The organism is Flavobacterium sp. XS2P24 (genome assembly GCF_030010285.1).
Classification (GTDB): Bacteria; Bacteroidota; Bacteroidia; order Flavobacteriales; family Flavobacteriaceae; genus Flavobacterium; species Flavobacterium algoritolerans.
This window is the reverse complement of record NZ_JASCRU010000002.1, coordinates 132,452-146,139: the sequence shown is the minus strand read 5'-3', so window position 1 is coordinate 146,139 and position 13,688 is coordinate 132,452. Positions and strand designations below refer to the sequence as shown.

12 protein-coding genes are annotated in these 13,688 nt (G+C 34.5%); 9 read left to right on the top strand and 3 right to left on the bottom strand.

The window, feature by feature from the left end; translation table 11 throughout:
* Window positions 1–37: 37 nt before the first annotated feature.
* Entirely contained in the window at window positions 38–2,848 is a 2,811-nt protein-coding gene (locus QLS31_RS02480) for an insulinase family protein (protein WP_282742342.1), read from the bottom strand.
* A 169-nt stretch (window positions 2,849–3,017) separates the two neighbouring features.
* Between QLS31_RS02480 and QLS31_RS02475 the strand changes: the two genes are divergently transcribed.
* The 3 genes from QLS31_RS02475 to pruA all read left to right on the top strand — a co-directional run bounded on the left by QLS31_RS02475 (window position 3,018) and on the right by pruA (window position 6,673).
* Window positions 3,018–4,283, top strand: a complete 1,266-nt coding sequence (locus QLS31_RS02475) for a DUF5103 domain-containing protein (protein WP_282742340.1) — start codon at window positions 3,018–3,020, stop codon at window positions 4,281–4,283.
* Window positions 4,284–4,365: 82 nt separating this feature from the next.
* Complete coding sequence (apaG, locus tag QLS31_RS02470; RefSeq protein WP_099714405.1) at window positions 4,366–4,752, top strand: Co2+/Mg2+ efflux protein ApaG; 387 nt, start codon at window positions 4,366–4,368, stop codon at window positions 4,750–4,752.
* Window positions 4,753–5,044: 292 nt separating this feature from the next.
* A complete protein-coding gene (pruA, locus tag QLS31_RS02465; protein ID WP_282742338.1) occupies window positions 5,045–6,673 on the top strand; it encodes an L-glutamate gamma-semialdehyde dehydrogenase in 1,629 nt (542 codons plus the stop codon).
* A 121-nt stretch (window positions 6,674–6,794) separates the two neighbouring features.
* Here the strand turns inward: pruA and rsmG are convergent, their stop codons facing one another.
* Window positions 6,795–7,424 carry a 16S rRNA (guanine(527)-N(7))-methyltransferase RsmG gene (gene rsmG / locus QLS31_RS02460; protein WP_131991762.1) on the bottom strand — a complete coding sequence of 210 codons (630 nt, stop codon included), beginning with the start codon at window positions 7,422–7,424 and terminating at the stop codon, window positions 6,795–6,797.
* A 105-nt stretch (window positions 7,425–7,529) separates the two neighbouring features.
* Between rsmG and QLS31_RS02455 the strand changes: the two genes are divergently transcribed.
* The 4 genes from QLS31_RS02455 (at window position 7,530) to purT (ending at window position 11,887) form a co-directional block, all read left to right on the top strand.
* A complete protein-coding gene (locus QLS31_RS02455; RefSeq protein ID WP_282742335.1) occupies window positions 7,530–8,624 on the top strand; it encodes an acyl-CoA desaturase in 1,095 nt (364 codons plus the stop codon).
* Window positions 8,625–8,718: 94 nt separating this feature from the next.
* Window positions 8,719–9,906 (top strand): pyridoxal phosphate-dependent aminotransferase, encoded by a 1,188-nt coding sequence (locus tag QLS31_RS02450; protein ID WP_282742333.1) that lies wholly within the window; start codon window positions 8,719–8,721, stop codon window positions 9,904–9,906.
* A 211-nt stretch (window positions 9,907–10,117) separates the two neighbouring features.
* Window positions 10,118–10,702 carry a hypothetical protein gene (locus tag QLS31_RS02445; protein WP_282742331.1) on the top strand — a complete coding sequence of 195 codons (585 nt, stop codon included), beginning with the start codon at window positions 10,118–10,120 and terminating at the stop codon, window positions 10,700–10,702.
* 24 nt (window positions 10,703–10,726) lie between these two features.
* Window positions 10,727–11,887 (top strand): formate-dependent phosphoribosylglycinamide formyltransferase, encoded by a 1,161-nt coding sequence (gene purT, locus QLS31_RS02440; RefSeq protein ID WP_282742329.1) that lies wholly within the window; start codon window positions 10,727–10,729, stop codon window positions 11,885–11,887.
* A gap of 106 nt (window positions 11,888–11,993) precedes the next feature.
* On the opposite strand, the gene QLS31_RS02435 is transcribed toward purT, so the two are convergent.
* Window positions 11,994–12,809: a helix-turn-helix transcriptional regulator gene (locus QLS31_RS02435; protein WP_349238927.1), complete on the bottom strand. Its 816-nt coding sequence runs from the start codon at window positions 12,807–12,809 to the stop codon at window positions 11,994–11,996.
* Between the two features lie 140 nt (window positions 12,810–12,949).
* Here QLS31_RS02435 and QLS31_RS02430 point away from each other — a divergent pair, with 140 nt between their 5' ends.
* Both QLS31_RS02430 and QLS31_RS02425 read left to right on the top strand, forming a co-directional pair.
* Window positions 12,950–13,312 carry a DUF983 domain-containing protein gene (locus tag QLS31_RS02430; protein ID WP_121342809.1) on the top strand — a complete coding sequence of 121 codons (363 nt, stop codon included), beginning with the start codon at window positions 12,950–12,952 and terminating at the stop codon, window positions 13,310–13,312.
* A 40-nt stretch (window positions 13,313–13,352) separates the two neighbouring features.
* Window positions 13,353–13,673, top strand: coding sequence for a DUF6370 family protein (locus QLS31_RS02425; RefSeq protein WP_099714397.1), 321 nt, complete (start codon window positions 13,353–13,355; stop codon window positions 13,671–13,673).
* Window positions 13,674–13,688: the final 15 nt, after the last annotated feature.

The window sequence follows — 13,688 nt, the reverse complement described above, 5'->3', positions numbered from 1 at the left end:
AATTTTAGCAGGTTTTTAGTTTATAAATTGAGTTGGTTTATTTTTTTTCTGGCATCAACATTCCAATTACTTTATCTTTTGTAAGATATTTTTTTGCAATATCTTGAATATCTTTAGCCGTTACTGCGTTTACAGTTTCTTCAAATTTCAAGACTTCTTCAGCGCTACTTCCATTGGTGTATGATCTAGTGAAATTAGACAACCAATATCTGTTTTCTTTACTGTCTTTTCTAAAATCAGCTAATTCTCCTTCTTTAAATTTAGCCACATCTTTTTCATCTGGTCCTTTATCGATAATATTTTGAAGTTCTTTTAAAGCAGAAGCTGTCAATTTTTCAGCATTATCTGGTCCACATGGGAAACCAATTGTAAAACTGTACGATCCATTTGGAACTTTATTCATGCTTCCTCTTGCAGAAACACCATAAACACCGCTTTCATTTTCACGCAATTGCTCGATTAGTTTTATAGTCAAAACTTCTCCTAATGCTTGCATACTCATCGCATCTTTTGCAGAATATTTTGCATCTCCATAATACATGATCGTTACGTTACTTTTAGGGTCTGTTCCTTTATTAACGACTTTTTTCAAATCTCCTTTTAGCATTCTATAACCTAAATCTACGGCTTTCTCTTTTTTATCAGTCGCAGGTAAAGACGCTAAATATTTAACAGAATACGCTTCTAAAGTTTTATCATCAATGTTTCCAACGAAATAAAACTCAAAATCAGCAGCATTGGCAAAACGCTCTTTGTATTTTTTGTACGCTAATGCATAATCTGTTTCTCCCCAAGTTTTTTCAGAAGGAATCAATCCATTAAATCTAGGATTCTCTTTATTCAAATACGTATAAAACTCTTGTTGAAAATAAAAACTAGGTTGTGAAGCCATATTGTTAAAGAAAGCCGATTGCTTTTGTTTGTAGCCTTCAAAAGCGGTCACATCCATATTTAAATCTGTGAAATAAGCATGCGTCATTTGGAACAAATATTCTAAATCCTTCGGAGTAGAATTTCCTCTTAAACCTTCAGTTGTTCCACCTATATATGGGTTTACTCTTGCTATTTTACCCGTCATGAATTTATTGATATCATTCAATTTCAATCCTGAGAATCCGGCTTCCGCCAAGGCTCCGTTAGCAAATTGAACTTTTTTCATATCCTCATTAGAGTATAAATTAGTTCCTCCAAGACTAACCGCCTCAAAAAGAACCTCATCATTTTTGAAATCTGTATTCTTATACGTTACTTTCACACCATTGGACAATACTAATGTTTTTGTTCCAATTTTAGCATTACTTTCACGACTAACAATCGTACCTGGTTTAACTTCGTTTCTTATCAAACTTGTCGCAACGGCAGCATCTTCATAAGGCTTAATATCATCAGTATTAATTTTCAAAGCATCAAGAACTTGTTGTTCTGTCACTTTTTTCAAACCTTCTTTTTCAGGGCCAGTAAGAATAATGACTCGGTTGTCTTCTTTTACGTAATCTTTAATTAAGCTATTTACATCCTTTAAATCAATCAAAGGCATCAATTGTTTCATCGTTTGATACGTCCATTCAATTCCGGGAACTGGTTCTTTTTCTAAGAAATTAGCTTGGTATTCTCCAACAAAATTAACTGAGTTGGTTTTATCTCTGTCGTTGTATGCTTTTTCAATAGAAGCAAGAAATTCTAATTTTGAACGATCTAATTCACCTTGTGTAAATCCAAATTTCTTAGCTCTTTCATTTTCAGTTATCAATACTTTCAAAGCACTTAATTGCTTATCTTCTTGAGACATTGCCACAGACTGATACGCTTTTTTATTTCTGGCAAAAGTTCCGCCATAATACGAATATCCATAGGTAAATGGAGGTGTAGCTGAATTTGTAAGTTCATCCAAGCGCGTATTTAAAAGCGTAGAGAACAATCCTTCAACAATATAATTTTTGAAATCTCCAATATTCACGATAGGTTTTGGAGCTCCATAATCTTTGTAAATCAATTGTACTTGAGCACTTGAAGCTTCTTTATCACTTTCAACAGCTACAAAAGTTTCCTTGTGATTAGGAACGTCATAAAATTTTCTAGGTTTTTCTTTGGTTGGATTTTTATAACTTGAAAAATGAGAAATGATTTTCTTCTCCATTTCTGCAACATCAATATCACCAACAACAATTACGCTCATCAAATTAGGACGATACCAATCTTTGTAGAAATTAATTAACGATTGGTGTTTAAATTTCTCTAAAATTTCTTTTTGACCAATTGGCAAACGCTCTGCATAGTGTGACTCATGCATCATTTTTGAAATGTAGCGGCCCAACATTCTTTTTTGAGCACCTAAACCCAATCTGTATTCTTCTAAAACTACGCCTCTTTCTTTATCGATTTCTTCTGGTGTCAAAACGGTATTAAAAGCCCAATCTTCAATAATTTGAAATCCTTTTTCTAATTTTTCAGGACTGTCAGATGGAATTGGTAAAAAATAAACCGTTTCATCAAAACTGGTATACGCATTTAAGTGTTGCCCAAACTTTACACCAATACTTTGCAAATAATCAACTAATTGATTTTTAGGAAAGCGCTTGGTTCCATTAAAACACATGTGCTCCATAAAGTGAGCCAATCCTTGTTGGTCATTCTCCTCAAGGATAGAACCAGCATTGACAACCAGCCTAAGATCTACTTTTTTTTCTGGTTTGGCATTTTTCTTGATGTAATAGGTTAAGCCATTTTCAAGCTTGCCTGTTTTTACACTAGGATCAAAAGGAATTGCCTTTGAATAATCCATTTGCTGTGCAAAAACAGCCAATGGAAACAGCATGATTCCGAGTACTAAATTGTTGATTTTTCTCATAGGGTTAGATATATTTGAAGTAAAAATAATAAGATAACTCCTAACTTTTAAAAATATTGTATTTTGATTAACAGAAATTACATACAAAATATATTTACTCTTTGAATTACATTATCGGATAAAAACGGGGAGTATTCCTTATATTTACAAAATCTTTAAGCGCTGCAAAATGATAAAATCTTTTTTTAAAATAGTCTTCTTTTTTCTTTTTGTATTCACAGCTAATTCTTCCTCTGCACAAGCAGAAAAAGAAGTAGCCGCGCCTTACAATATCAAAACGATTTCTTTTTTACAAAGTGATCGAAATGTGATTCTAATTTTTAAATTAGGAGAAGGATTTCAATTGCAGTTTGATGACCTTTTTGGCAATGAAGCCAATTATTATTACGAAATAATCCATTGCGATTACAACTGGGTTCCTTCTGGAATTCCAAAAAACGAATATTTACAAGGTTTTGACAATCAAAGAATCCAAAATTACACTAATTCCTTCAATACATTACAAATCTATTCGCACTACAAATTATCAATTCCCAATCAGTTTACACAGCAGTTGCGAATCAGCGGAAATTACATCATTAAAGTTTTAGACGAAAATAAAGAAGTGGTATTTTCCAGAAAATTCATTTTATGTGAAGATCTTGTTACGGTTCCAATGCAGGTGAAGCGAGCACGAACAGTCAGCAATATAGAACTGAAACACAATTTAGAATTCTCTATAAAATCAAGCCTAATTACATTTCAAAATCCAATGAAGAACGTTAAAGTAGTCTTGCTTCAAAACGGACAATTTAACACTGCCATAAAAAATGTGGTCCCACAATATACCATTGGAAATGAATTGATTTACAAATATGACCCTGAAACACAATTTTGGGCAGGAAATGAGTTTTTGTTTTTTGAAAACAAAGACATACGATCCGCAAGTAACAACATCGCTCGTATAGATTCTAATACGGCAATTTATGGTTCTTATTTATATACCAATGGCGCACGAACAAATTTCCCTTATTCATTTACCCAAGATGTTAATGGTGATTTCGTTGTTAATAACATCAATGCCACTAATCCTGAAATCGAAGCAGATTATGTTTGGGTTTATTTTAGCCTTTCTGCCCCTACTTTTAGATTGAAAAAGAATATTTATGTTGGTGGAATGTTCAATAATTACAACCTTACCCCAGAATACAAAATGGAGTACAACTCCCAAAAGAGCGTTTATGAAAAAGCTATTTTGGTTAAGCAGGGTTTTACAAACTATAAATATATTGTTGCTGATGACAAAGGAGTTATTGACTATGAAAATGCAATTGACGGAAATTTTTATCAAACCGAAAATGACTACACCGTACTCGTTTATTACAGAGAAAACACAGATCGATACGATAGAGTTGTTGGGAAAGGAATAGCAAATTCCTTAAATATTACCAACTAAAAAAACTTTTCAAAAATTTAGCAAAACGAGTTCAATTTTTTGTAAATTTGTAAATAATAAACACATATTCATCCATTTAATCATGGTTTCTCAAATAACAAGAGGTATAAAAATTTCAGTTTTGACTAGTTTTGAAGGAACCTACTTCAAAAACTACAAGATTCACTTTGCCTTTAGTTATGTAATCACAATTGAAAATCACAGTAAAGATTCTGTTCAGCTGATTTCTCGCCATTGGGAAATCTTTGATTCTCTAAATGCAATAGAAATAGTTGATGGAGAAGGCGTAATTGGAAAAAAACCAGTTTTAAAACCGGGTGAATTTCATACCTACAGTTCTGGCTGTTTACTTTCTTCGCCTTATGGCGCCATGAAAGGATATTTCAACATGATTAACTTCACCTCTACAAAGAACTTCAAAGTTATCGTACCTACTTTTAGGTTATGTGCGCCTTTTGCTTTGAATTAGAATTTATCTCTTTTTTTTAGTAGCTCATCCAGCTATTCATTTCAAGTTTTCGTCGCCTCATTTATTTTTTTCTAAGTAAAATAAGGAGCTTCTAAAGTCGCTCTTATTTCACAAGAAAAAATATAACGAGACTACAAAAAGCTTTACATTTCTATCTGGGCTAAAACGCAACAATCTAAACCATCCCTTTTAGTTTACGCCAAAAAATGTCTTTTTTCAAACAATCCTTCGTACTTTTGTGCAATATTTAAAAACACATTACAACCATTTCTAATTTTATAACTTTATAAATATGTTAAAAGGATTTTTTCATGTACCAAAAGCGGTGAACGAACCAGTAAAAGGATATGCGCCAAATTCACCGGAAAAAGCAGCTGTTCAAGCCGCTTACACAAAAATGTGGAGTTCTAAAATAGATGTACCCTTATACATTGGAAACAAAGAAATTAGGACTGGCAACACAAAAAATATGACCGCTCCGCACGATCACAAACATATCGTAGGAACGTATCATCTTGCTGAAAAAGCACATGTTGAAAAAGCGATTGCAAATGCATTAGAATCAAGAACAGCGTGGGCAAATATGGCTTGGGAACAAAGAGCAGCTATTTTCCTAAAAGCAGCTGAATTGATTGCTGGACCTTACAGAGCAAGAATAAATGCCGCAACGATGATTGCGCAGTCAAAAAATATCCATCAAGCCGAAATTGATGCCTCTTGTGAATTCATTGACTTTTTACGTTTCAACGTAGAATTTATGACTCAAATTTACGGTGATCAGCCTAATTCAAATTCGGATATGTGGAACCGATTAGAATACAGACCACTGGAAGGTTTTGTATATGCTATCACTCCTTTTAACTTCACTGCCATTGCGGGAAATCTTCCTGCAAGTGCTGCCATGATGGGGAATGTCGTGATTTGGAAACCAAGCGACAGCCAAGTTTTCTCAGCACAAATCATTATTGAAGTATTTAAAGAAGCAGGTGTTCCTGATGGCGTTATCAACGTTGTTTTTGGAGACGCTTTGATGATTACCGATACTGTCTTGGCAAGCCGTGATTTTGCCGGAATCCACTTTACAGGTTCAACACATGTATTCAAAGATATTTGGGCAAAAATTGGAACCAATATTCATCATTATAAAACATATCCAAGAATCGTAGGAGAAACCGGAGGAAAAGATTTTATTATCGCACATCCAAGTGCAAATCCGAAGCAAGTTGCAACAGGAATAGTTCGTGGTGCTTTTGAGTTTCAAGGTCAAAAATGTTCAGCAGCTTCAAGAGCTTATGTACCACAAAGCTTGTGGCCAGCAGTAAAAGAACAACTTATCACTGATACAAAATCAATGAAAATGGGTTCTCCAGAAGATTTTGGAAACTTTATCACGGCAGTAATTCACGAGGGTTCTTTTGATAAATTGGCCGGTTTTATTAACCAAGCTAAAAAAGACGCTGATGCAGAAATCATCGTTGGTGGTAATTATGATAAATCTGTTGGTTATTTTATTGAACCTACAATTATTGTTACGACAAATCCACATTATTCAACCATGGAAACCGAATTATTCGGACCTGTAATGACGATTTTCGTTTACGAAGACGAAAACTGGTCAGCAACTTTAGAGCTGGTTGATACCACTTCAGAATATGCGTTGACAGGTGCAGTTTTTAGTCAAGATCGTTATGCCATTGAGGAAGCAACTACCAAATTGCAAAATGCAGCCGGCAACTTCTACATCAATGACAAACCAACCGGAGCAGTTGTAGGAATGCAACCTTTTGGTGGTGCAAGAGCATCAGGAACGAATGACAAAGCGGGTTCAGCATTGAACTTATTGCGTTGGGCTTCCCCAAGAACAATCAAAGAAACTTTTGTTACTCCAGTTGATTACAGATATCCATTTTTAGGAGAATAAAGATTCTGGATTGCAGAATAACAATTTGTGATTTATAATTTAAACCCCACAAGAATTCAAATTATTTTGAATTCTTGTGGGGCTTTGTTTTGAATGTGATTGCTTCGTTCCTCGCAATGACTTATACTGTAAACTTCAACGGCAAATGCACCACTTTCTTCGTTTCAAAGAATTCATCCTCGAAGAAATCAGCAAGATTATATTCAGTTGCTTTTGGGAAATCCTTTAATTCTTCGGTTAAATCACCCCCTTTTAGATACAGAATTCCGTTTTTCAATTCGTGTTTGTTGTTCTTTTTGATTTTGGTTTTCACCCAAGAAACAAAATCTGGCATGTTCGTCACGGCACGACTCACAATAAAGTCGAAATCTCCTTTTACATTTTCAGCACGCATTTGCTCGGCTTTTACATTTTTCAATTCCAATCCTTCGGCAACAGCCTGAACCACTTTTATTTTTTTTGCAATGACATCAATCAAATAAAAACGCGTTTCGGGAAAAAGAATCGCCAATGGAATACCAGGAAATCCTCCGCCAGTTCCAACATCAAGAACATAAGTACCTGGTTCAAATTTTATGATTTTGGCAATTCCTAAAGAATGTAAAATATGTTTGGTGTACAAAGCATCAATATCTTTTCTCGAAATAACATTGATTTTTTCATTCCAATCATGGTATAAAAAATCCAATTTTTCAAACTGTTCTTTCTGAATATCAGTTAAATTAGGAAAATACTTAAGAATCTCGTCCATCTATTAATTTTTTAACAAAAGTAATACTTTAGAGTTAAAATATTTATCTCAATTTTGTATATCCAAAAATTTATAATAATTACCTTTGAACTTTATTAAAATTATATGAATAATAATGCTCCAACATTTGCTAAGCAAGATAGCCTAAAGTTTTTTAGAACACTTAACTCACGGGTTAACAATTACTTCAAAGAAAACAACATCCAAAAGACCGGCAATTGGAAACTATATTTGAAAACTATAATTCTGTTTTCTGTTTTTCTTGCGCCTTATTTTTTAATTCTGACACTTGGTATGCCATTTTGGGCACATCTTCTGTTGACAATAGTTATGGGAATTGGAATGGCTGGAGTAGGAATGAATGTGATGCACGATGGAAATCATGGTTCTTATTCCAATAAAACTTGGGTCAACAAATTCATGGGTGGAACTATTTATGTTTTGGCAGGAAATGTATACAACTGGCAAGTGCAACATAATGTTTTACACCACACCTACACAAACATTCCGGGTCACGATGAGGATTTAGATGCCGGACGTGTTATCCGTTTTACTAAAGAAGCAAAATGGTATAATTTCCACCGTTTTCAGCAATATTATTCTGTATTCTTATACGGATTACTAACTTTCAACTGGGCTATCACAACTGATTTCAAACAGATGAGAAGCTACTTGAAAAGAAAATTATCTTACGGAGAAGCGAAAAGCCCAAAAATACTTTGGACGACTTTAATTATCACCAAAGTAATTTATGTTTCTATCTGGATCGTATTACCAATCGTTATTGGAATCACTTGGTGGAAAGTATTAATTGGTTTCTTCGTGATGCATTACACTGCTGGATTAATTCTAAGTGTTGTGTTCCAATTGGCACACGTTGTTGAAGAAACGACTAATCCATCTCCAAATGAATTAGGTGAAATGGACAATACTTGGGCTATTCATCAATTGTTTACCACTACGAATTTTGCTCCAAAAAACAAAATCGTAAACTGGTACACTGGTGGATTAAATCACCAAATCGAGCATCATATTTTCCCAAACATAAGTCACGTTCATTATGGCAAAATTGCCAGTATCGTAAAAGAAACTGCGCAGGAATGCAATTTGCCGTATTACGAATACAAAACAATGCGAAGCGCCGTTATTGCTCATTTCAAGCATTTAAAAGATTTGGGAATGAAACCGGAACTTACATAATTAAACGAAACATAACATGTTGTAGAGATGTACCGCAGAGCATCTCTACCATGCATCTTTACAATAATAAATAAACTAACTACAACCTATTACAATGAATCCATTATCCGATAGAATTAACAATCTAGCTACATCACAAACACTAGCAATGGCAGCTTTGGCCAGAGAATTAAAAGCACAAGGAAAAGATATCATCAGCTTAAGTTTAGGCGAACCTGATTTCAATACACCAGACTTCATCAAAGAAGCAGCAAAAAAGGCAATTGACGAAAATTACAGTACTTATTCTCCAGTAGAAGGATATGCTGATTTAAAAGAAGCAATCTGCAGAAAATTCAAAAGAGATAATAATTTAGACTACAAACCATCTCAAATTGTAGTTTCAACAGGAGCAAAACAATCCTTATACAACATTGCACAAGTAATGCTGAATGATGGTGACGAAGTAATTTTACCAGCTCCTTACTGGGTTTCTTATTTCGAAATTGTAAAATTATCCGGTGGAGTTCCTGTAGAAGTTCCTACTTCTGTAGATACGGATTTCAAAATCACACCAGAACAATTAGAAGCAGCGATTACACCTAAAACAAAAATGATGTGGTTCAGTTCTCCTTGTAATCCAAGCGGATCTGTTTATAACAGAGAAGAATTAACGGCTCTTGCAAAAGTGTTAGAAAAATACCCTCACATATATATAGTTGCTGACGAAATCTACGAGCACATCAATTTCTCAGGGACTTTTTGCAGCATCGCATCTATCCCAGGAATGTTAGAAAGAACAATTACCGTAAATGGAGTAGCAAAAGCTTTCGCTATGACAGGATGGAGAATTGGATATATTGGCGCACCAGAATTCATTGCTAAAGCCTGTACAAAAATTCAAGGTCAAGTAACCTCAGGAGCAAATTCTATCGCACAACGCGCTACCATTACAGCAGTAGATGCTGATCCAAGTGTATTGAAACACATGGTTGATGCCTTCCATAGCCGTAGAGATTTAGTGGTAGGATTATTAAAAGAAATTCCAGGAGTAAAAATCAACGTTCCTGAAGGAGCTTTTTACGTATTCCCAGATGTTTCCTCTTTCTTCGGAAAAACATTGAAAGGAACCGAAATCAAAAATGCAATGGATTTATCAATGTACCTTTTGGCCGAAGCTAACGTAGCAACGGTAACAGGTGACGCTTTTGGAAATCCTGACTGTATTCGTTTCTCTTACGCAACCAGCGACGAGATCTTGAAAGAAGCATTAAAAAGAATCAAAGATGCTTTGGCACTATAGTCAAATCTCATAAAATCGAAAGTTAGAAAGTCAAAAATCCAACTTATAATACCATCAAAGCCTCAAGATATTCTTGGGGTTTTGTTGTTTTTGGGCGTGACCACAAGGGTCGGGCTATCCGTTGCAATCTTTTTATTACCTTCGCTATCGCTGCGGGAATAAAAAGGATTTCCACTCCTATCCCTCATGCAAAAAAATAAAACCATAAAACATGAATTTTGAAAACCTATTAAACACAGAAAAAATAGTTAAAGACTATTCAGAATTAAATCTTGATTTTAATCAATCTTATCTAAAATCGTATCCTATTTTTATAGACTATTTCAAAAGTTTAGATCAAATAAAATATGAAAATTTAGTTATTTCATCTCATTTTGTTTACGGCTGGATGCCAACAATTCTACATTTGGGAGAAATTGAAATTGAGAGAACAATTGACATTTTAAATAAAACTAAGACGAATCAGAATTTATCATATGAGGATATTGAATTAATTAAAAAAAATATTAATAATTCAATGGTTGGAACTTCAAAATTATTCCACTTTATAAATCCTGAAAATTTTGCAATTTGGGATAGTAGAATTGTTCGTTATATCACAGGAAATAAATACTCTTATGGAATTGACAAACATGAAAATTATATTGAATACAATTATATCTTAAAAAATGTTGTTTGTGCAAACCATAATATTCAAGAAATTTTAAAAGAATTTAAAACAAAGTTCAATCATCCAATAAGTGATTTAAGAGCTATCGAACTTATTATTTTTGAAATTGACAAAAACAACAACTAATCATAAACTTGAAACTTCAAAAAAATGAAAATATTGCTTCTCGGTTCAGGCGAATTAGGAAAAGAATTTACAATCTCCGCCCAACGCATCGGACAAACCGTAATTGCGGTTGACAGTTACGAAAATGCGCCCGCCATGCAAGTTGCCCATGATTTTGAAGTTATCAATATGCTGGATGGTGACGCTTTAGATAGTATCGTTGCCAAACACAAACCTGATTTTATTGTTCCGGAAATTGAAGCCATCAGAACCGAGCGTTTTTATGATTACGAAATGCAAGGAATTACCGTAGTTCCCTCTGCGAAAGCGGCAAACTACACGATGAACCGCAAAGCGATTCGGGATTTGGCTGCCAAAGAATTAGGATTAAAAACTGCTGATTACCGCTACGCCACAACTGCTGAAGAACTGCAAAAAGGTGTTGAAGCCGTAGGAATGCCTTGTGTCGTAAAACCATTAATGTCATCGTCCGGAAAAGGACAATCTACCATAAAAACGGAAGCTGATATTGAAAAAGCATGGAATTATGCCGTTGAAGGTTCCCGTGGCGATGTGGTAGAAGTTATTGTAGAAGCATTTGTCAAATTCAATTCGGAGATTACTTTATTAACGGTTGTCCAAAATAATAATCCGACACTTTTTTGCGCGCCAATTGGCCATAGACAAGAACGTGGCGATTATCAAGAAAGCTGGCAACCCGCCAGAATATCCGACAAGGATTTATACGAAGCACAAGACATGGCCGAAAAAGTAACTGAAGCTTTGGGTGGCGCAGGACTTTTTGGAGTAGAATTTTTCTTGGCTGATGACGGCGTTTATTTCTCGGAATTATCTCCTCGTCCGCATGATACTGGAATGGTAACATTAGCTGGAACACAAAACTTCAATGAATTCGAATTGCATTTAAGAGCTATTTTGAGTTTGCCCATTTTCGAAATTACATTAGAAAAAGTGGGAGCAAGTGCTGTAATTTTAGCTTCAGAAAACTCAACAAACCCGACTTATTCCGGCATCGAAAACATTGCTTCCTTACCTAAAACTGATTTCAGAATCTTTGGAAAACCAAGTTCAAGACCGTATAGAAGAATGGGGGTAGCTTTAGTCAATGATACTTTAGAAACTCCAATTGAGGAAGTGGTAGAAAAAGCGAAAAAAGCAGCCAGTTTAGTTACCGTAAATTCGTAATTTACTATCTATAGTATTGTCAAGTCGAGCGCAGTCGAGACTAACCGTTGAGTCTCGACTGCGCTCGACTTGACAAACGTCTTTAGGAAACGACATTGATTCCCCATTACTTTTTAAAAATGCGAAAGTTCGTTGGAGTCATTCGGGTATTTTTTTTGAATAATCGTGTAAAATAAGAATAATCATCGAAGCCTAATTCCGTTGCAATTTCATTAACGGTAAACTTTTTATCCATTAGCATGCGTTTCGCTTCGAGTATAATTCTATCTGTAATTACTTCGGTTGTGGTTTTTTGCAACATTTCATTGCAAATTCGGTTCAAATGTTTTAAAGTAATAGCAAGTTGCGAAGCATAGAAAGAAGGTGCTTTTTCTTTTTTAAAATTATGTTCTAAAACCAATTCAAATGTTTTGATTTTCACATTATACGAATGGGCTTCGTGGAGATGTGTTTCACTATATTTTCTGGCAATTTCAATGTGAATGATGTCTAACAGATTCATGATTTTATCCTGTTTCAACAGCTGATTTGCCTGAGTTTCTAAAATTAAACTCTCAAAATAAGGGAGAATCAATTTCGATTCGGTTGCATCAAAAAACATTTCTGGCTTATTGTCCACTGAAGAATAAAAAGGATAATCGCCAATGGTTTTTTGTCCAAAATAAAGATTATACATTTCCTGCGAATAGAAAATCACAAAACCTTCTACATCATCGGATAAATTCCAATGGTGCATTTGTCCGGGTTGCAAGAAAAACATACTTCCCGGCTGAATCGTAAATACATCAAAATCGATTTCATGCGTTCCGGAACCTTTCGTAAAAAAAACCAGAACATACGAATTATGGCGGTGTGGTTCCTCAACAAAACTATGGTCGATTAAGTGATTTTTAAAAGTATTAATATACAAATCACTATTCACTGAATTACAGTTAAACCGCTGGATGTTATAAATCGGATATTTTTTCATCTCGCTCTAAATGTCTTTATTGTGCTATAATAAGCGAATATAGAAAACATCCATGACATGAATAAGAAATACCTTTGATAAAAATAATAACGATGTCAAATTCTATTGTACACATCCTGAATAATGATTGCCCTCACTGTCTTAAAGGCAAAGTTTTCAATGAAAAGAATATTTTCTTAAACATTGGATTTCCTAAAATGAACCAGTATTGCTCGAATTGCCAGTTTAAATTCGAAAAAGAACCTGGTTATTTCTTTGGTGCCATGTATGTCAATTATGGTTTAACAGTAGCGCAAGGTATAGCGACATATGCTGTAGCCCAATTCTTCTTTATCGAAAATTTTGATTTGAGAATCATTCCAATTATTGCTGTTGTCATTATTGCAATGTCTTCTTTCAACATTCGTTTTTCCAGATTATTGTGGATTTATATGTTTAAAAATTATTCGATATAAAAAAACGAGTATCTTAGCTGAAGTAAAAATTTAATCATTTATGAAAAAGTTACTATACTTAGCTATTTTGTTCTCTGCAACACTTGCAAGCGCTCAGGATAAGAAAGAAGAACCAAAAAAACCTCAAATTGTAGAAGCTTCGTGCGGACAATGCCAATTTGGGATGGAAGGACACGGTTGCGAATTAGCCGTTCGCATTGACGGAAAATCCTATTTTGTTGACGGAAGTTCTATCGACTCTCATGGAGATGCGCATGCCAGCGATGGTTTTTGTTCTGCAATTAGAAAAGCGGAAGTGGTTGGTAAAGTGGTTGACAATAAATTCAAAGTCACCTCATTCAAATTACTGCCAAAAAAATAAAAAAAGGGCTTAAAG

Bases quoted from the DNA above. Each gene is read 5' to 3' on its own strand.
- QLS31_RS02475 (WP_282742340.1), top strand. From the start codon at position 3,018: ATGATAAAATCTTTTTTTAAAATAGTCTTCTTTTTTCTTTTTGTATTC.
- QLS31_RS02445 (WP_282742331.1), top strand. From the start codon at position 10,118: ATGAATTTTGAAAACCTATTAAACACAGAAAAAATAGTTAAAGACTAT.
- rsmG (WP_131991762.1), bottom strand. From the start codon at position 7,424: ATGGACGAGATTCTTAAGTATTTTCCTAATTTAACTGATATTCAGAAA.
- purT (WP_282742329.1), top strand. From the start codon at position 10,727: ATGAAAATATTGCTTCTCGGTTCAGGCGAATTAGGAAAAGAATTTACA.
- QLS31_RS02480 (WP_282742342.1), bottom strand. From the start codon at position 2,848: ATGAGAAAAATCAACAATTTAGTACTCGGAATCATGCTGTTTCCATTG.
- QLS31_RS02425 (WP_099714397.1), top strand. From the start codon at position 13,353: ATGAAAAAGTTACTATACTTAGCTATTTTGTTCTCTGCAACACTTGCA.
- apaG (WP_099714405.1), top strand. From the start codon at position 4,366: ATGGTTTCTCAAATAACAAGAGGTATAAAAATTTCAGTTTTGACTAGT.
- QLS31_RS02430 (WP_121342809.1), top strand. From the start codon at position 12,950: ATGTCAAATTCTATTGTACACATCCTGAATAATGATTGCCCTCACTGT.
- pruA (WP_282742338.1), top strand. From the start codon at position 5,045: ATGTTAAAAGGATTTTTTCATGTACCAAAAGCGGTGAACGAACCAGTA.
- QLS31_RS02450 (WP_282742333.1), top strand. From the start codon at position 8,719: ATGAATCCATTATCCGATAGAATTAACAATCTAGCTACATCACAAACA.
- QLS31_RS02455 (WP_282742335.1), top strand. From the start codon at position 7,530: ATGAATAATAATGCTCCAACATTTGCTAAGCAAGATAGCCTAAAGTTT.